The following is a 17,418-nucleotide window of genomic DNA, read 5'->3' as shown; positions in this document are numbered from 1 at the left end:
ACCTACTTGCCGATCAACTTTCTGTTATTACCGGGGAGTCCGGTCCGTCTCCCCTGCTGTGCACAGCCACTCCCCCATCACCAGCCCCGCCCGAAGGCCGACGACCGCTGCCGCGGCCCTCGCGCTGACCGCCCTCCTGCTCGGCGCCCCGCCCGCCTCGGCGGCCGGCCCCCGTGACGCCACCGCCGACGTACTCGCCGGCCGGGACGTCACCCTCACCGGCGACACGGTGGTGCGGGTGCCCGCCGGGACGACGACGTACGACGGTGTCTTCCGCGGCGAGGGCACCCTCACCGTGCGCGGCACGGGCACCCTGATCCTCACGAAGGACAGCGACTTCACGCTGCCCAGGTCCCGGCAGGGCCAGCAGGTGAGCATCCCCGGCGGCAACCACCCGTACGTCACGGTGACGAACCCCGACCCACCGGCGGTGACGGTGGAACGGGGAGCCACGCTCCAGTACGGCGACGGCGGCACGACCGGCCTGATCGGCCACTTCCCGTACAACACCCCGGCGTTCCGCCTCAACCAGGACAACATCAGGGTCGACGGCACCCTGCGCCTGTCCCTGAAGAGCGCGTACAACCTGGGCACGATCAGCGGCAGCGGGCTGGTCACCCAACCCAGGTTCCTCTGGGGCACTTGGGACCTGTCCGGCACCCATTCCTTCTCCGGGGTGATCGACAACGGCACCCAAGTGAACGCGGGACGACCGGAGTTCGCGACGTCGCTCCCCCGTGTGCGCAAGGTCCTGAACCAGGGCACGTGGACGGTCGACACGCCGCTCGGCCAGACGGTCACCATGGGGATGGACTTCTACCAGCGCGAGTACGGCAGCGACATCAACGTCCAGTCCCGCCCGGGTTCGAAGGTGGTCCTGACCGGCCAGTACAGCTGGTCGAACCAGGGCGGCGACACCGATCCGTCGCTCAGCGACCCCGCCCTCAACTGGACGCCGGCCCGCAAGAACGTCAACAAGCGCGGCACCAACATCAAGGGCGCCAACGTCCAGTGGGGCGACGGCACGACGAACAAGATCTTCATGCCGGGTACGGCCGAGACGGTCTACATCAACCTGCTCGCGGCGAGATCCCGTTCCCTCCTGACGTTCGACTACAACGGCCCGGTGACGCTGGGCGCCCCGATCGGCGGCGGCCGCTTCCACGACACGCTGTCCGCGCCCGGCGCCGGGGACATCGTCATCAAGGGGACGCGCGGCAACGACGTCACGTTCGCGGCGGTGCAGTACTACGACGGCTCGACGACGGTCGAGAAGGGCGCGGTGCTGCGGCTGGGCAGCGGGAAGGCGGGCGGCGACGGCGGTCTGTACACGAAGGGTTCGCTCTACAAGGTCGTGAACAACGGCTCGTTGGTGGTACGGAACACGAGCAAGGCGGTGACTCTGTCGCGGGTGAGCGGCAGCGGCTCGTTCACCCAGTCGGGCGCGGCGAGGACGACACTGACGGGCAGCGGAGTGACGTACAGCGGGCCCACGACGGTCACGAAGGGAACGCTGGCGCTGAGGGGCGGGGCAACTCTGGCCGGCAGCAGGGCGATTCGGCTGACGGCGGCCGGCTCACGGCTCGACGTGGGCACGGCGGGGCTGCGCGTGCGGAAGACACTCACCGGTTCGGGGACGGTGAAGGGCTCGGTGACCAACGAGGGCGTGGTGGCGGGCGGTTTGACGGTGACGGGTGGATACACGCAGGCCGCGAAGGGTGAACTGGTGCTGCGGGGAGGGCCGTTGAAGGTCGGCGGGGCGGTGCGGCTGGCGGGGGCACTGGACTTGTCGGCGGCGGGGGCGAGTGCGGCCGCTGGCTCCGCCCGCACGATCAAGGTGCTTGACCATGCTGGACGCGCGAAGACGACGGGTGCCTTCAGCGGGCTGAAGGAGGGCGCCGCGCTGAAGCTCGGCGCCACGACGTACCGGATCAGCTACCGGGGCGGCGACGGCAATGACGTGGTCCTGACGGCGGCCGCCAAGAGCGCGTCACCGACGGCGAGTTCGGGGGCCCGCTCGGGATCTGCGACGGGGTCGGGCTCGGATTCGGTGACGTCTGCCGACTCGAACACCAACTCCGCCCCGACGGCGGCCAGTTCGGGGCTCGGCTGGTGGCCGTACGCGATGGCGGTGGGGCTGTTGGCGGGGCTGATGATCCCGGCGGCTCGGAAGGTCCGGGAGCACGGGAGCGGGAGCGGTAGGCGACGGGGCGGACGGCACGCGGCGCAGGACTGACTCCGGACGGGCTGGCCCTATCGGCGCCGACCCCCGCTCCGGATACTGGGCCACGCAGTATCCGGTTCGGCGTCGACGGGTTGCCCTATGTCCTGACCCCGCTTGCCGGGCGAGAGCTTCACGATCGCCTGGACTACGTGGAGGAACTGACGAAGAGGAGCGCCCCATAATCACCGTCCCCGTAGGGTCATGCCCATGCGCTCCGATCTGCCGTCGATAAACGCAGAGCACCCCCAGAACACCGCGCTGCTGGATTTCCTGCGGGCGCAGGCCTCCCCGCCCCACGGACCGAACGACTACGCGCTGGGCGAATGGCAGTTGCACACGCACCCCGATCTCCTGGACAGGTTGGCCCAGTTGGCTCCGCGTGTGCCCCTCCATGCCGCGTACGGCGTGCCGGTGTTGTCTTACGAGGGCATCGCGGTCGCCGCCGCTCTGGGGACCTCCACCCTGCTGGTACGCCTTCCCACAGCACCCCCGAAACTCAAAGTCGGCCGACCGGACTCGTCCCTCGCCGATCACGGCTGGCAGGAGATCGACGCCTGGCAGGGCGAACTCCCTTCCGCCGAGGGGGACCGCAGGCTCTCCGGCGTGATCCGAGGAGCCCTTGCCAACACCCGGGACCTCGCCTCATAGCCACATCCGGGCCACGATCGGTGATCGCCCCCGAACCGTCAGGATCTCAACGCCCGCTGGGCGCCCCCGAGAACCCGACCGCCGATGCCAGCTCCCGAGCCTCCGCAGCCCACCCCGCCAGGAACGCCAGCACCAACCCCCGTTCGCGGTAAAGGTGTTCCGGGGACACCTCCTCCCCGCCCCCGTAGCCGACCTGCCGCTCCTCCCCCGCACGCGCCAGCATCAGCCCGGTGATCCAGTCGTACTTGACCGCCGACGCGCACACCCCCAGCCGTACGAGCCGCTCGTCGCCCCGCCAACCGCCCTCGCGCAGCCCCTCCACATACGCCTCATATACCGCCGACGCCAGTTCGGGCAGGCGGGCGGCGGGCAGGAACAGGTCGAAGAAGGTGTCCGGGATGTAGTTGCCGATGTCCTCGCCAAGCGCGCCGTCTCCGGTGAAGGACCAGTCGATCAGGGCACTGTTGCGGCCGGTCGTGCGGAGGTTGGCCGGCCAGTGGTCGAGGTGGTTCAGGGCTCGTGGCAACATCTCCATGACGTGCAGGAACCACTCGCGGTCGTGGTGCAGCCGGACCATGTCCTCACGCAGACCCGGCGGGAAGTGGTCGCGGATCAGGGGCTGTTGCCACGCCTCGTCGTCGTCCAGGAGTTCCTGGCCGAGTGTCTTGCTGCCGATGTACTCCCGTAGGAATCCGCGTGACAGCCACGGCTGGTCCGGCGTCTCGCCCACCGATCCCTCAGCAGCCCCTTGTGCCGCGCCCAGGCGGCGGGCGTGTGCTGCGTGGCTCGGGATGCGCCACCGCGTGGCCGGTCTGCCCCGGAGGCGCTCCAGCCACAGCGCGACATCGCCGTCCGCGCGTTCCGCGCAGGCCAGGAGACGGGGTGCCCGGATGCCGTACGACCGCCATGTCTGCGCCAGCCCCGACTCGTACACGTGGGCCTCGCGGCGCCAGTAGTTCCAGTGCCGTGGGTCGTCGGAGGCCGCCCAACCGGCCTCCGACTGCTTCCGACGGGTGAGGACCTTCAGGATCGCGTGCCTCTCACCGGCGCTTACCGTCCATACGCCTGCCGTGACGCCGTTCTTCGGGTTGTGCGTGTTCGTCGCGAAGAACATGGGCCCGGTGAACGGGCCCAGGACCTCACGTGCTTCGGCTTCCGTGAAGGGGATCTCCGACATGGCCCCAGGTTAGGCGGCACAGGAACGGCACACCGTGGTCCAGCCCTGACGCCGTAAGCCACCGGTTTGCCCAGGTTCGCCCCCAGGAGAAGACTGGCCATGTCAGAAGATTTCGAATGTGCGCGCGACTTCAGGGAGTAGTCATGTTCGTACGCGCGGTTTATGCGACCGGTGATCCGGCCAACATCGACACGGCTGTTGAGGGGCTCAACACCGAAGGCCGGGAACTGGTCGCGCGGCAGCCAGGATTCCGCGGCTTCGGCATCTTCGTGGACCGGGAGCTCGGAAAGCTGTTGGCGTCCAGTTGGTGGGAGACGGAGGAGGACCGAAGGAACAGCGACGAGGCCTTGCGCGAGCGGCGGGCGGCGCTCCTTGAGCGGTTCGCGGCGACGACAACGACCGAGAATTTCGAAGCTGTGGTCGTCCACCAGGTCCGGCAGCCCGAGGCAGGAGCGGGACTGCGGATCACCAGGGTGGAGTTCGACCCCTCGGACGCGGATCTGTTCGCCGAGACGTTCCGGGCGACGGTGATCCCCAAGCTCGAAACGCTCCCGGGACTGGCCAGGGCGTCCCTGCTCCTCGACCGGGACCGGGGACGCGGACTGGTCGCCGCCGTGTTCACCGACCGTGAGTCCCTTGCCGCGTCCCGCGCGGGCCAGGCGGCGGCCCGGCATGAGGGCGCCGCCAAGGCACATGTCACCGTGACCGGGCTGGAGGAGTTCGAGGTCGTCTTCTCCGACGTGCGGAGCGAGTGAGGCAAGTGAAACGAGCGAGTGAGGTCACGCGGGCTTGATGCCCGGCGTGTCCTCAGCGCCGACCGCCTCCGTCGTCCCCTGCCGCCCCCGCATCCACACGTACACCGGAATCCCCGCGAACAGGAACAGCACCCCCTGATACACCGCCGCGTACCCCGCCCCCGCGATCAGCCAGAACGAGAACGCGAAGGACAGGGCGGCGACGATCAGGTCGCGGATCAGGCCCGCCGGGCGGACGCGGTCCCGCGTGCCCTTGGCCAGCCAGTACAGCTGGGCCGCCGCCGAGAAGAGGTACGGGACGCAGCCCGTGAACGTCGTGATCAGGACCAGGACACGGAACGTGGTGTCCGGGCCCGCCGTGTAGTTGAAGGCGATCAGGATCGTGCCGAGGATCGCGCAGGCCAGGACGCCGAAGCCCGGCACCCCGCCCTTGCCGACCCTCGCGAACGGTGCCGGGAAGAGGCCGTCGCGGGCCGCCGCGTACGGCATCTGCGCCGCGAGCAGGATCCAGCCGTTCAGGCAGCCCACGATCGACGCCACCGCCACCAGCGCGATGGCCGTGCCGCCCCAGCTGCCGCCGGTGATCACGTTCACCGCGTCGGCAAAGGGGGCGCCCGAGTCGACCAGCTTGTCGTGCGGGACCAGGCCGAAGACGGCGACCGTGCCGAGGATGTAGACGAGGGCCGAGCCGAGGGTGCCCAGGACGCTCGCGCGGCCCACGTTGCGCTCGGGGTCCTCCACCTCGCCCGCGCTGATCGCCGCCGACTCGACGCCGAGGAAGCTGTAGAGGAGCAGCGCGGCGGAGGCAGCAAGGGCGCCTGGCACGCTTTCGCCCGACGCGTTGAACGCACCGAAGTTGTCCGTGTCCATGAAGAACAGGCCGACCGTTGCCACCACCAGCAGCGGTACGAACTTGAGGATCGTCGACACGATCTGTACGCCGCCCACCCACCGGGTGCCCGCGAAGTTCGCGGCGGCCGGCAGCCAGAGGGCCAGTATCGCGACCAGTGCTCCCAGTGCGTGGTTGTCGTCGAGAGGTATCAGTACGTCCACGTATCCGACCGCCGCCACCGCCAGCGCGGCGATGCTGACCCAGGTCATCGTCCAGTACGACCACGCCGACAGGAAGCCCGCGAAGGGGCCGAACGCGTCGCGCGGGTAGACGTACAGGCCGCCGGTGACCGGGCTGCGGCGGGCCAGCTTGCCGAACAGGAGGGCGAGCAGCACCGCGCCTATCGACAGGATCAGGAAGGCCAGCAGGCTGACCGAGCCGTACGGGGCGACCGTGGCCGGCAGGACGAAGATGCCGCCGCCGATGATGTTGCCCATCACGAGCGCGGTGGCGGCGGCGAGGCCGAAGGTTCGGCGGCCGGGCGGCGGCTTCTGCGTCGTCGACGCCGTCTCGGCGCTCTCGGCCGTCTCGGTCGGGTTCAGCTCCGGCTCGTCGGCCTCGGTGGTACTGGGCGCAGTCATGACACTTCCGGTCAGCGGGGAGGGCAGGCGGGGACAGGTGAAGGCAGGTGGGGAGGGCGTGATCGTAACTCGCCATCCCACAATGTGGGCCATCTGTTCATGTACTGGACACATACGGTCGCCGGGCCCACCGTGGACTAGCGTCGAGGCATGACCAGCCACACCAGCGAGACCACCTTCTCTGCCGCCCTCACCTCGGGCTCCCCCCTCGTCCTCGACGGCGGCATGTCCAACCAGCTGGGGTCCGCCGGGCACGATCTGAGTGACGAGCTGTGGTCGGCACGGCTGCTCGTCGAGCAGCCCGAGGCGATCGTCGACGCGCATCTCGCCTACTTCCGGGCGGGCGCCGACGTCGCGATCACCTCCAGCTACCAGGCGACCTTCGAGGGCTTCGCCAAGCGCGGCATCGGGCACGAGCGCGCCGCCGAGCTGCTCGCGCTGAGCGTGGAGCTGGCCCGCGAGGCCGCGCGCCGGGCCGAGGCTCAGCGGCCCTTGTGGGTGGCGGCGTCCGTCGGGCCGTACGGGGCGATGCTCGCGGACGGGTCCGAGTACCGGGGGCGGTACGGGCTGAGCGTCGACGAGCTGGAGCGTTTCCACCGGCCGCGGGTGGAGGTGCTGGCCGCCGCCGGGCCCGATGTGCTGGCCCTGGAGACGGTTCCGGACGCCGACGAGGCCGAGGCGCTGCTGCGCGCGGTGCGCGGGCTCGGGGTTCCGGTGTGGCTGTCGTACAGCGTGGCCGGGGAGCTGACGCGGGCCGGTCAGCCGCTCGCGGAGGCGTTCGCGCCGGCCGCCGAGGCGGACGAGGTCGTCGCCGTCGGTGTGAACTGCTGTGTGCCCGAGGATGTGGAGGGTGCCGTTGAGCTGGCGGCCCGGGTGACCGGGAAGCCGGTCGTGGTCTATCCGAACAGCGGCGAGGTCTGGGACGCCGACGCCCGTGCCTGGACCGGCAGTTCGAGCTTCTCCGCCGGTCAGGTGACGGGCTGGCGGGACGCGGGGGCGCGGCTGATCGGCGGGTGCTGCCGGGTGGGGCCGGGGGCGATCACGTCGATCGCCCGGACGCTGAACCCGGCGTGACTCCCGCGCCGACCTTGGCGTAACTCCCGTGAATCATGGGCTCAATGAGGGCTTCACGGGCCGGTGATGGAGTCCGGGGCGAACCCGTACGCCGATCACGGAGGCCCTGGTGACCGAGCCGCCCACGCAGGACCAGTTGGACGCCTATGTACGGACCCGGCTGGCGTTGGCCGGGTTCGATCTGTCGCTCCTGCCGGAGCAGGCCGACCCCGCCACCGGAGTCCCGACGCGCTCGCAAGTCCTCGCCTCCTTGCGGGCGTTCGTCGCCTCGACCCCCGGCGCGATATCCGGCTGGACCCCGCCCGCCACCGACCCGGTGTACGCGCAACAGGCCTCGCCGCCGCTTCTGTACCCGTCGATCACCGAGGCGTGGACCGGAAAGGCGGGCGACCGGACATGAACAGTCCCCTCAACAGATCCATCAACCGGCGGATATTCCTGGCGAGTTCGGCGGCGCTGACCGGCGGTTTCGCCGTGCAGGCAGCAACTCCCGCGCACGCGGCCCCGGTTACCGACCGCACCCCCGCCCCCACCCTCGACCTCGACATCGATGTACGGCAGGCCGCACGCGCCGACCCCTCGGAGGCGACGCTGGCCGAGGCCGCCGTGCTCATGCGGCGCGGGAAGCTGAAGTCGACGGAGCTGACCGAGGCCTATCTGGAGCGGATCGAGCGGTACGACGGCACGTACCAGGCGTACGCCGAGGTCATCGCCGAGAACGCGCGTGCGGCGGCCCGACGTGCGGACCGTACGCCGGCAGGCCGCCGCCTCCTGCACGGCATCCCCCTGTGCATCAAGGACAACTACTTCACGGCAGGCGTGCCCACCCGCTGCAACTCCCTCATCTTCGAGGACTTCGTGCCGGACGCCGACGCCACGGCCGTGGCCCGGCTGAAGTCGGCGGGCGCGTTCGTGCTCGGCAAGGGCCAGATGGGGCCGCTGGCCACCACCCGGGCCACGAAGCCCAACGGCACGGTGACGACGGTCAACGCGTGGACGCCGGACGACCCGTCCGTCGACCCGGGCGGTTCCTCGACCGGTCCCGCCTGTGCGGTGGCCGGGCGGCTCGCCTCCTCGTCGATCGGGACGCAGACCGGCGGCTCGATCGTGCTGCCGTCCAACCAGCAGAACCTGACCGGCCTGAAGCCCACGATGGGCCGCGTGTCCATCCATGGCGTCATCCCGCTCTCGTTCACCCGCGACCACGCGGGCCCGCTCGCGCGCGACGCGATGGACGCGGCGATCATGCTCCAGGTCCTGGCCGGACCAGACGCCCAGGACCCGCGCACCCTGGGCCTGCCCGCCGTACCCGACCTGATCCGCGCCGCGACCCCGGTCGTGGCGAGGGGCGGCAAGGTACGTCTGCGCCGGGCCACGCGTATCGGCGTCCCCGCCGATTTCCTGTCCGCCCAGCGGGAGTTGAGGACCGCGTTCCTCACCCGCCTGGACGCGATCCCGGGTGTCACGCTCGTCGACATCGCCTACCCGGACGACTGGGCGCTGCTCACCGGCACGTTCAACGCGGCCCGCCTCGCCGAACGCACCGAGCCCTTCCGCCACTGGCTCCGTACCGATCCCACCAAGTTCGGTGTGTCACTGCTGAGTTGGCTGCAGGGGCTGATGCTGTCGGGCGACGAGTGGATCACGGCCCAGCGCGCCAAGAACCACCTGCTGAGAGAGGTCCTGGACGGCGTGCTGACGACGTCCGACGTCGTCCTCCAGACCGGCCCCGTCCCCTTCGACATCCTCGGCCTGCCCGAGATCGGCTTCCCCATCGGCTTCGACGGCAACGGCGTACCCGTGGGCACGATCCTCGGCGGCCAACCGTACGAGGAGGACCGGCTGTTGGAGGTGACGGCGGCCTACCAGGCGGTCACCGACTGGCACACGCGCAGACCGGCGGACCCGACTCCGGCGACGGCCAGGAGCTTCGGGGCTGCGACCGCCCGTCCGCGTATCTCGGCGGAGGAGGCGGCGGCGAGTTCGGCGTAGAGCAGAGGCGGAGAGGGCGATCACGGGGAGAATCTCGGCCCCCGGCCCCTCGCCCTCCCGCTCCCGCCCGTCCGCATCCGCTGCTAGCCTCCGCACGGGAACCGGTTGCCGAAGTGTTGCCGCAGGTCCCACGGACAGGGGGCACGCACCATGACGCGAAAGAGCAGCACCGGAGTCAGTGCGACCCGCAGCACCATTCGGGATGTCGCGGCTCGCGCCGGAGTGTCCGCGTCCACTGTGTCGCGGGTGCTGGGCGGCGACTACCCGGTGAGCGCCGCGACCCGGACCAGCGTCATGCGGGCCGTCCGTGAGCTGGACTATGTCGCCGACGCGCGCGCCAAGGCGGTCGCCGGAGTCGGGACTCCCACGCTCGCCTTCGTGCTCGACGACATCACCGGGCCCTCCTTCGCGCTCATGGCGCACGGGGTGGAGCGCGAGGCGACCCGGCTCGGCCATCTCTCCCTGGTGTGCAGCACGGACGGCGACACGGCACACGAACTGGAGTTCGTCGAGATGATGCGCGCCCAGCGGGCCGCCGCCGTGATCCTGGTCGGCGGCACCGCCGACACTCCCGAGTACCGCACCCGCACGGCCCGCATCGCCGACTCCCTGGCCTCCGTCGGCTCCCGCCTGGTGCTGTGCGGCCGGCCGCCGCTGAATCCCGGTACGCCGGTCACGGTCATCGAGTACGACAACGAGGGCGGCGCCTATGCCCTGTGCGCCCACGTCCTCGCCCAGGGCCACCAGCGCGTCCTCTTCCTCGGCGGCCGCCCCGACCACACCACCGCCCAGGGCCGCGAACGCGGTTACACCGCCGCCCACCGCGCCCGCGGCCTGGAACCCGACCCGGCGCTGCGGCTGCACGGCGACTTCACCCGCGACTCGGGCCACCGTCTGATGCGCCAAGCCCTGTCCCAGGGACTGGAGTTCACTGCGGTGATGGCCGCCACCGACATGGTCGCCGCCGGTGCGCTGACCGCCCTCCACGAGGCCGGTCTCTCCGTGCCGGGCGACGTCTCACTGGCCGGGTACGACGACATCCCGTTCGCCCGCGACCTGCACCCGGCGCTCACCACGGTCCATGTCCCCTACGAGGAGTTGGGCCGCCTCGCCGTCCGCACCGCCCTCGGCCGTACCCCGGACGACCCGGACGAGCACCTGCTCCTGGGCACGCACGTCGTCGTACGGAACTCGGTGGCGCCACTCCACAGTTGACATCCTGACTACCCGAGCCGGGCGTACGCCCGCACATCCGCGTCCACGTCCCCCGCCACCGACGCCAGGGCCTCCGCGACCCCCGGCTGCGCGTCATGGCGGCGCAGCGACCGGACCGCCGCCTTGCGGACGTCGGCGAGCGCGTCGGACAGTGCCTCCGCCAGGGCGGGCACCGCCAACTCCGGTGCGGCCGAGCCCAGTGCCGTCGCCGCGCCCGTACGGACCTGCCAGGCGGGGTCGGCCAGCGCGGAAACCGCCGCCGTGTCCAGGGGCGGTGGGCAGCCCGTGGTCGCGAGGGCGGTGAGCGCGGCGGCCCGGACCAGGGCATCCGTGTCGGCGAGCAGAGGCTTCAGGTCCTCCGGGGTGCCGACGGTACCCAGGCCCTGCGCGGCGGCGACCCGCACCTCGCGCGAGGTGTCGGCGGCGGCGCGGGCCAACTCCGGCACCGCGTCCACCGACACCAGTGCCCTGACGGTCTGGATACGCACCCCGAGGTCGGGGTCGGTGAGGGTGCGGGCGTACAGGGAAGCTGACCCCAGGCGCAGTGCACGCAGGACGTCGAGCGCGGCGGCCCGTACGCCCTCCCGGCCGGGATCACCAAGGGCCAACGCGGCGACCAACGCGTCGCGCAGCGCCGCCTCTGGCGGCAGTACCTCGACCAGTTCCCGAAGCGAGCTTGCCGCCAACTCCCGTACGCCAGCATCCGGATCGCCGAGTGCGGTGGCCAGGGCCGGTCCTGTGCCGTCGGGGGCGGTTTCCGTGAGCGTGGCGACAGCGGTCCGGCGTACGGCCGGATCGGGGTCGGTGAGGTACGGACGCAGTTCCGGCAGGCCCGGCTGATCCTCGGCCAGGGCGAGGAGTTCGAGGATGCGCGGGGAGGGTGCGGTCGAAGTGGGCAGGACCGTACGGGACTTGACTGTTCCCGAGCCGACCGGGGCCACCTCGCGCGGGCCCGCCGTCGCCACCTGCTCGGGATGCACCTCGCCAATTACCCTCGCCGCGCCGCCTGTTGGCTCGAAGCCCTCGACCGGGACCAGGTAGGGCGCCACCTGCCGGGTCAGGAACTCCATCGAACCGTCCGCCGCCTTGCGGACGTTGAGGTGCACCAGCCAGTCCGTGTCGTCGCGCTGCGGGAGGTCGGTGCGCTCGTGGTAGAGGCCCCAGCGACTCTCCGTACGGGCCAGTGACGAACGGGCCGCCAACTCGGCACAGTCGCGGATGAAGTCGACCTCGGCGCAGCGCATCAACTCGTGCGGGGTCTGGCCGCCCATGCCGGCGATCTCGTCGCGCATCCGCTCGAACGCCTCGACGGCCAGGGAGAGTCGGGCGCCGCTCTTGGGCGGGGCGACGTAGTCGTTGACGAAGCGGCGGAGTTTGTACTCGACCTGGGGCTGCGGAGGGCCGTCCGGGTTGCGCAGCGGGCGATAGATCAGTTCGTGCGCCTCGCGCAGTTGCTCCAGCGGCAACTCGCCCTCGTACACGCGGTGTTCGGTGGCCGCGTCGGCTCCGGCCAGGTCGCCGAAGACGAACGCGCCGATCATGTAGTTGTGCGGTACGCAGGCCAGGTCGCCCGCCGCGTACAGGCCCGGGACGGTCGTACGGGCGTGCTCGTCGACCCAGACTCCGGACGCCGAGTGGCCGCCGCACAGGCCGATTTCGGAGATGTGCATCTCGATGTCGTGGGTGCGGTAGTCGTGGCCCCGACCCGAGTGGAAGGTGCCGCGCGTCGGGCGTTCCGTGGTGTGCAGGATGTCTTCGAGGGCGGCCACCGACTCCTCCGGGAGGTGGCTGAGCTTCAGGTACACCGGTCCTCTCTCGCTCGCCACCTCCGCCGCGAACTCGGCCATCATCTGGCCCGACCAGTAGTCGGAGTCGACGAAGCGTTCACCGTGCCGGTTGACCTGGTAGCCGCCGAAGGGGTTGGCGACATAGGCGCAGGCCGGGCCGTTGTAGTCCTTGATCAGCGGGTTGATCTGGAAGCACTCGATACCGCTGAGTTCGGCGCCCGCGTGGTACGCCATCGCGTAGCCGTCGCCCGCGTTGGTCGGGTTCTCGTACGTGCCGTAGAGGTAGCCGGAGGCGGGCAGGCCGAGGCGTCCGCAGGCGCCGGTCGCCAGGATCACCGCGCCGGCCCGCACGGTGACGAACCGTCCGGTGCGGGTGTCGAAACCGGCCGCGCCCACCGCCCTTCCCCCCGCTGTGAGGACCCGTACCGGCATCACGCGGTTCTCGATACGGATGCGCTCGCGCATCTCACGGCGGCGCAGCTGCCGGTACAGGACCTTCTTGACGTCCTTGCCCTCGGGCATCGGCAGCACGTACGAGCCGGAGCGGTGGACCTGGCGGACCGCGTACTCGCCGTGCTCGTCCTTCTCGAACTTCACGCCGTACGACTCCAGGCGCTGCACCATCGCGAAGCCGCGCGTCGCGGTCTGGCGGACGGTGGCCTGGTTGACGATGCCGTCGTTGGCGCGGGTGATCTCGGCGACGTAGTCGTCGGGTTCGGCGCGGCCGGGGACGACGGCGTTGTTGACGCCGTCCATGCCCATGGCGAGGGCGCCGGAGTGGCGGACGTGGGCCTTCTCCAGGAGCAGGACGTTCGCGCCGTGTTCGGCGGCGGTCAGCGCGGCCATGGTGCCGGCGGTACCGCCGCCGATGACCAGGACGTCGCAGGTCAGCTCGTCGGCGTCGTGGAGGGAGGGGATGGGCGTGGCCGTCGTGCTGTCCATCGGGAGGGAGACCTTTCAGCTGCTGAGGGAAGCGAGGATCTCGCGGCGCAGGGCGACCGTCGCGGGCTCGCCGTGGGCCGTGCGCTCGCGCGGTCGGGGGACGTCCAGCACCTGGCCGGTGCCGAGGAGGGCGACGCGGTCGCCGAGGAACACCGCCTCGTCGACGTCGTGGGTGACGAAGACGACCGTCGCGCGGGTCCCGGCCAGGACTTCGACCAGCAGGTTCTGCATCCCGGCCCGGGTCTGCGCGTCCAGCGCCCCGAACGGTTCGTCCATCAGCACCGCGCGCGGACGCCCGGCCAGGGCACGGGCCAGCTGTACGCGCTGACGCTGGCCGCCAGACATGCGGTGCGGGAGCTGCTCCTCGCGGCCGGCGAGGCCGACCTGGGTCAGCCACTCCGTGGCCTGTGCTCGGCGTTCGGCGCGCGGCAACCCCCGTATGGCCAGCGGGAGTTCGACGTTGCGGCGGGCGTTGCGCCAGGGCAGGAGACCGTCCTCCTGAAACACCAGCGCCCGGTCCGCCTCCGGCCGCGTGATGGGCCGGTCGTCCTGGCTCACCTGGCCGTCCAGCACGGGCAACAGCCCCGCCAGAGTCCGCAGCAGCGTCGACTTGCCGCAACCCGACGGGCCTACGACGGTCAGCAGCTCGCCGGGGGCGATGTCGAGGTCGAGGCCGTTCAGCACCGGAAGTCCGGGGCGCCCGATGGTCGCGTCCGCCAGCCGCAGCCGTACACCGCGTGGGGCCTCGGTCTCCACCGTGGACGTGCTGACCTGGGTCGTCATGAGGCCGCCCTCCCGGACGCGTGCGCGGTGGCGGCCGGGCGCCGCGCCACCCGCAGGGGCGCCGCCCGCTCGGTGGCGGGCCGGGGCAGCCAGCGCGTGACGCGGCGCCCGGCGACCTCGACGGCCGTGGAAGTGAGCCAGCCGAGCAGGCCGATGGTCGCCATGCCGACCAGGACGCCCGGATAGTTGACGATCGTGTAGTCCTGCCAGGTGCGGTAGCCGACGCCGTACTGGCCGGAGATCATCTCGGCGGAGATCACACAGATCCAGGACACCCCGATGCCCACCGAGAGCCCGCCCAGGATGCCGGGCAGCGCGCCCGGCAGGACGACGGAGGCGAGGATGCGCAGCCGGCCGCCGCCCATCGTCAGGACGGCCTCCTCCCACACCGGGGTCAGGGCCCGCACGGCATGCCGCGTGGAGACCAGGACGGGGAAGAAGGCGGCGGTGAAGGTGATGAAGACGATGCCCTGCTCGTTGGTGGGGAAGAGCAGGATCGCCACCGGGACCAGGGCGATCGCCGGGATGGGGCGCAGGACTTCGAGCAGCGGGCCGAGCAGGTCGGCGGCGATCCGCGAGCGCGCGATGGCCGTGCCGACCGCGATCCCGGCCACCGCTGCCAGCGCGAAGCCGGTGAGGATGCGGGTCAGGCTGTCCGTCAGGTCCTGCCAGTAGACGGCAGTGCCGAGGCGGTGCGCGAGCTCGTCGGCGACCTGGGTGGCGGTCGGGAACTGGGCGAACCGCAGCCACAGGTTGACGTGTTGGCTGGTCAGCAGCTGCCAGATGCCGAGCGCGGCGAGCAGCGAGGCCGCGCGCAACGCGTATCGGGCGTACGGGGACGAGGGCGCGCTCATTTCGCTGCCTGCCGGAGTGCGTCGGCGTAGCTGACGATGCGCGAACCGGGGTGGTCGGCGGCCCAGGCGTCGGCGGCGGACTCTGTGACGAAGGGCTCCAGGTCGGTGCCGTCCTGGACCCAGACCGACCTGTCTGCGAACCAGCGGGTGCCGGTGGTGGCGTCGGGGACATACGCGGCCCGTACGGTGTCACCGTGCTCGGCGACATGGCGGAGCAGCGCGGCCGGGTCGGCGTAAGTGCTGGTCGTGGAGGCGCCCTTGAGCCAGACCTCGGGCTTGGACGCGGGGGCCGTGGTGGCGGCGGCCTTGGCGTATCCGGTGTCGTACACCTTCTTCAGGTAGCTGTCGTCGACGAAGTCGGAGACGTTCACCGTGCCCGCGAGCTTGGCGGAGACCAGCAGGGGGACGTCCTTCTTAAGGGCGGCGACCAGCTCCGGCTTGAGGGTCGGGTCGAAGGTGGCGATGCCGCCCTTGCCGTTGTAGAGGTAGACGACCTCGGCGGGGAGCCCGGTGACCTCGGCGACCTTCTCGGCGGCTTCGACCGGGTGTGTGTCGAGGTAGGTGGTGGCCTTGATCTGGGCGGCCAGGAAGGCCTCGACGACCGCCGGGCGCTGGTCGGCGAAGGCTCCGCGCACGGTGACTCCGTGCAGGGTGGGCAGGCCGAGCGAGCCACCGTCGTACAGGGCCTTCGCCTTGCCCTGGAAGGCCAACAGGCCCGGCCACGCGACGAATTGGGAGAGCGCGTCGGCGCTGCCCGCCTCCAGTGCCGAAGCACCCACCGCGGGCTGCTGGTTGAGCTTGCTGATGTCCTTGTCGGGGTCCAACCCGGCCTGTTCCAGGGCCCGTACGAGGGTGCCGTCGGCGGCCGAGCCGACGCTCGTCGACACCTTCTTGCCGCGCAGGTCGGACAGCGACTTCAGGTCCGAATCCGGGGCGGTGACCACGGTGTTGAGGGCGCCGCGCGAGTTGTAGCCGGTGACGGAGACCAGCCGGGTCGGGGCGTTCAGCTGCTTGCCCCGGGAGGCGTTGATGAGCAGCGGGAAGTCGCCCATGGAGCCGATGTCGACCTTCCCGGCGACCATCGCGGCGGTGATCGGGGCGCCGGTCGCGTAGTCCTGCCACTCCACCTTGTAGGTGATGCCGTCGCGGGCGCCCTGGGCTTTCAGCGCGCTCTCGAAGTAGCCGAGGGAGCGCAGCAGGGTGCCCGCGGTGACGGTGTTGATGGTCTTGGACTGGTAGCCGACGGTCACCGTGACCGACTTGCTGTCACTCGCGTCGGCGGAACCGCCGCAGGCGGTGAGCGGGAGGAGCAGCGCGGCGGCGAGGGCGACCGGAACGATTCTGCGGGACAGACGTGGCAGGCGGGACAGGCTGGACATGCGGGCGGGACCTTTCACCGGAGGAGGTAGGGCATGTTGACGGTGACCGCGCCCGTGGGGCATCGGGCGGCGCACGGGCCGCAGTACCAGCACTCGTCGACGTGCATGTACGCCTTGCTGGTGTCCGGGTCGATGGCGAGGGAGTCCAGCGGACACATGTCGACGCAGAGGGTGCAGCCGTCGATGCACTTGGACTCGTCGATCGTGACGGGCACGTCGGCACGCTGGGGGACGAGAGGCATGGCTGTCTCCGGGAAGTGGGTGAAAGGGGGTACGAAAGAAGGAAGTCGGGAATCAGCTGGACCGGTGAAGCAGTCCTCGCATCGTGATCCGGTCGCCCCGGAAGCGGATGAACTCCAGGTCCACGGGCCGCCCGTCGGACAGACAGGTGAGCCGTTCCAGCATCAGGACGGCCGCGCCGCGCGGCGCCTCCAGTACGGCGGCGGAGTGCGCGTCCGCGGTGACGGCCTCCAGGGTGATCTCGGCGGTGCCGAGACGCTTGCCGGTGATCTGCTCCAGCAGCCGGAAGACGTCGGTGTTCTCCAGGTCGGCGCCGAGGAGTTCGACGCCGATGTCCATCGGGATGTAGGTGAGGTCCAGGGACAGCGGCACCCCGCCCAGGCGGCGCAGCCGCTCCACGTACAGCACCTCGGCGCGCGGCGGCAGTCCGAGGCGGTCGGCGACCGGGCCGGGTGCGGGGACCGGGCTCATGGTGCGGACCTCGTTGGTGACGTGGCCGTGCTCGTGCAGGGTCTCCGCGAGCCCCATCAGCCGGTCCAGGCCGTGCGGGTACTTCTGACAGGTGACGACCGTCCCGACCCCGGGCAGTCGTTCGACCAGCTGTTCGGTGCGCAGCAGGTCCAGGGCCTGGCGCACGGTGTTGCGGGACGCGCCGTAGTCGACGCCGATGGCGTCCTCATGAGGGAGTACGCCGTCGGGGAAGCCCTCGGTCAGGATCTGGTGGCGCAGCAGGTCGGCGAGCTGCCGTGCCCGGTCCGCGCGCAGCCGGCGGCGCCGCGCGGCCGCGACGGGCGCGGTGTGTTCGCGAGTGCGGTCGGCGGGCATCGAGGGCTCCCAGAGCGGCGGGGGTACGTTTCCCCCGGACCATATCCGCG

15 protein-coding genes are annotated in these 17,418 nt (G+C 71.1%); 7 read left to right on the top strand and 8 right to left on the bottom strand.

What is annotated here, in order from left to right:
* Positions 1-76 precede the first annotated feature (76 nt).
* Together ACFYXF_RS40985 and ACFYXF_RS40980 are read left to right on the top strand one after the other, a co-directional pair.
* Positions 77-2,236, top strand: a complete 2,160-nt coding sequence (locus tag ACFYXF_RS40985; protein ID WP_389357449.1) for an autotransporter — start codon at positions 77-79, stop codon at positions 2,234-2,236.
* Between the two features lie 195 nt (positions 2,237-2,431).
* Entirely contained in the window at positions 2,432-2,872 is a 441-nt protein-coding gene (locus ACFYXF_RS40980) for a hypothetical protein (protein WP_389357359.1), read from the top strand.
* A 46-nt stretch (positions 2,873-2,918) separates the two neighbouring features.
* On the opposite strand, the gene ACFYXF_RS40975 is transcribed toward ACFYXF_RS40980, so the two are convergent.
* Positions 2,919-4,049: an aminoglycoside phosphotransferase gene (locus tag ACFYXF_RS40975; protein ID WP_389357357.1), complete on the bottom strand. Its 1,131-nt coding sequence runs from the start codon at positions 4,047-4,049 to the stop codon at positions 2,919-2,921.
* A gap of 143 nt (positions 4,050-4,192) precedes the next feature.
* Between ACFYXF_RS40975 and ACFYXF_RS40970 the strand changes: the two genes are divergently transcribed.
* Positions 4,193-4,804, top strand: coding sequence for a hypothetical protein (locus ACFYXF_RS40970; protein WP_389357355.1), 612 nt, complete (start codon positions 4,193-4,195; stop codon positions 4,802-4,804).
* 24 nt (positions 4,805-4,828) lie between these two features.
* On the opposite strand, the gene ACFYXF_RS40965 is transcribed toward ACFYXF_RS40970, so the two are convergent.
* A complete protein-coding gene (locus ACFYXF_RS40965; RefSeq protein WP_389357353.1) occupies positions 4,829-6,277 on the bottom strand; it encodes an amino acid permease in 1,449 nt (482 codons plus the stop codon).
* A gap of 150 nt (positions 6,278-6,427) precedes the next feature.
* Here ACFYXF_RS40965 and mmuM point away from each other — a divergent pair, with 150 nt between their 5' ends.
* From mmuM to ACFYXF_RS40945, 4 genes are all read left to right on the top strand, one after another.
* Complete coding sequence (mmuM, locus tag ACFYXF_RS40960) at positions 6,428-7,351, top strand: homocysteine S-methyltransferase (RefSeq protein ID WP_389357351.1); 924 nt, start codon at positions 6,428-6,430, stop codon at positions 7,349-7,351.
* A 109-nt stretch (positions 7,352-7,460) separates the two neighbouring features.
* Entirely contained in the window at positions 7,461-7,751 is a 291-nt protein-coding gene (locus tag ACFYXF_RS40955; protein ID WP_389357349.1) for a hypothetical protein, read from the top strand.
* Complete coding sequence (locus ACFYXF_RS40950) at positions 7,748-9,343, top strand: amidase (RefSeq protein ID WP_389357347.1); 1,596 nt, start codon at positions 7,748-7,750, stop codon at positions 9,341-9,343. Before ACFYXF_RS40955 ends, ACFYXF_RS40950 begins: the two co-directional genes overlap by 4 nt.
* Before the next feature lie 150 nt (positions 9,344-9,493).
* Positions 9,494-10,558 carry a LacI family DNA-binding transcriptional regulator gene (locus tag ACFYXF_RS40945; RefSeq protein WP_389357345.1) on the top strand — a complete coding sequence of 355 codons (1,065 nt, stop codon included), beginning with the start codon at positions 9,494-9,496 and terminating at the stop codon, positions 10,556-10,558.
* Between the two features lie 8 nt (positions 10,559-10,566).
* Here ACFYXF_RS40945 and ACFYXF_RS40940 read toward each other — a convergent pair whose 3' ends face one another.
* The 6 genes from ACFYXF_RS40940 to ACFYXF_RS40915 are packed head-to-tail and all read right to left on the bottom strand — an operon-like array spanning position 10,567 to position 17,368.
* Complete coding sequence (locus ACFYXF_RS40940; protein ID WP_389357343.1) at positions 10,567-13,287, bottom strand: fumarate reductase/succinate dehydrogenase flavoprotein subunit; 2,721 nt, start codon at positions 13,285-13,287, stop codon at positions 10,567-10,569.
* A 15-nt stretch (positions 13,288-13,302) separates the two neighbouring features.
* Positions 13,303-14,070, bottom strand: a complete 768-nt coding sequence (locus ACFYXF_RS40935; protein ID WP_389357341.1) for an ABC transporter ATP-binding protein — start codon at positions 14,068-14,070, stop codon at positions 13,303-13,305.
* A complete protein-coding gene (locus ACFYXF_RS40930) occupies positions 14,067-14,924 on the bottom strand; it encodes an ABC transporter permease (protein WP_389357339.1) in 858 nt (285 codons plus the stop codon). Before ACFYXF_RS40930 ends, ACFYXF_RS40935 begins: the two co-directional genes overlap by 4 nt.
* Complete coding sequence (locus tag ACFYXF_RS40925; RefSeq protein WP_389357337.1) at positions 14,921-16,303, bottom strand: ABC transporter substrate-binding protein; 1,383 nt, start codon at positions 16,301-16,303, stop codon at positions 14,921-14,923. The genes ACFYXF_RS40930 and ACFYXF_RS40925 overlap by 4 nt, the downstream gene beginning before the upstream one ends.
* Positions 16,304-16,317: 14 nt before the next feature.
* The gene (locus ACFYXF_RS40920) at positions 16,318-16,545 is read right to left on the bottom strand and encodes a ferredoxin family protein (RefSeq protein ID WP_006376935.1); all 228 of its coding nucleotides are present in this window, start codon (positions 16,543-16,545) and stop codon (positions 16,318-16,320) included.
* A gap of 52 nt (positions 16,546-16,597) precedes the next feature.
* Positions 16,598-17,368: a GntR family transcriptional regulator gene (locus ACFYXF_RS40915; protein ID WP_389357334.1), complete on the bottom strand. Its 771-nt coding sequence runs from the start codon at positions 17,366-17,368 to the stop codon at positions 16,598-16,600.
* Positions 17,369-17,418 lie beyond the last annotated feature (50 nt).

The sequence above is a fragment of the Streptomyces sp. NPDC002680 genome, from assembly GCF_042889145.1.
In the GTDB taxonomy this organism is placed as follows: Bacteria; Actinomycetota; Actinomycetes; order Streptomycetales; family Streptomycetaceae; genus Streptomyces; species Streptomyces adonidis.
The sequence above is the reverse complement of the archived record's forward strand: the minus strand, read 5'-3'. Positions and strand labels throughout refer to the sequence as shown.

Excerpts from the sequence above, each read along its gene's own strand:
- ACFYXF_RS40980 (WP_389357359.1), top strand. The coding sequence starts at position 2,432 with ATGCGCTCCGATCTGCCGTCGATAAACGCAGAGCACCCCCAGAACACC.
- ACFYXF_RS40975 (WP_389357357.1), bottom strand. The coding sequence starts at position 4,049 with ATGTCGGAGATCCCCTTCACGGAAGCCGAAGCACGTGAGGTCCTGGGC.
- ACFYXF_RS40970 (WP_389357355.1), top strand. The coding sequence starts at position 4,193 with ATGTTCGTACGCGCGGTTTATGCGACCGGTGATCCGGCCAACATCGAC.
- ACFYXF_RS40965 (WP_389357353.1), bottom strand. The coding sequence starts at position 6,277 with ATGACTGCGCCCAGTACCACCGAGGCCGACGAGCCGGAGCTGAACCCG.
- mmuM (WP_389357351.1), top strand. The coding sequence starts at position 6,428 with ATGACCAGCCACACCAGCGAGACCACCTTCTCTGCCGCCCTCACCTCG.
- ACFYXF_RS40950 (WP_389357347.1), top strand. The coding sequence starts at position 7,748 with ATGAACAGTCCCCTCAACAGATCCATCAACCGGCGGATATTCCTGGCG.
- ACFYXF_RS40945 (WP_389357345.1), top strand. The coding sequence starts at position 9,494 with ATGACGCGAAAGAGCAGCACCGGAGTCAGTGCGACCCGCAGCACCATT.
- ACFYXF_RS40940 (WP_389357343.1), bottom strand. The coding sequence starts at position 13,287 with ATGGACAGCACGACGGCCACGCCCATCCCCTCCCTCCACGACGCCGAC.
- ACFYXF_RS40935 (WP_389357341.1), bottom strand. The coding sequence starts at position 14,070 with ATGACGACCCAGGTCAGCACGTCCACGGTGGAGACCGAGGCCCCACGC.
- ACFYXF_RS40930 (WP_389357339.1), bottom strand. The coding sequence starts at position 14,924 with ATGAGCGCGCCCTCGTCCCCGTACGCCCGATACGCGTTGCGCGCGGCC.
- ACFYXF_RS40925 (WP_389357337.1), bottom strand. The coding sequence starts at position 16,303 with ATGTCCAGCCTGTCCCGCCTGCCACGTCTGTCCCGCAGAATCGTTCCG.
- ACFYXF_RS40920 (WP_006376935.1), bottom strand. The coding sequence starts at position 16,545 with ATGCCTCTCGTCCCCCAGCGTGCCGACGTGCCCGTCACGATCGACGAG.
- ACFYXF_RS40915 (WP_389357334.1), bottom strand. The coding sequence starts at position 17,368 with ATGCCCGCCGACCGCACTCGCGAACACACCGCGCCCGTCGCGGCCGCG.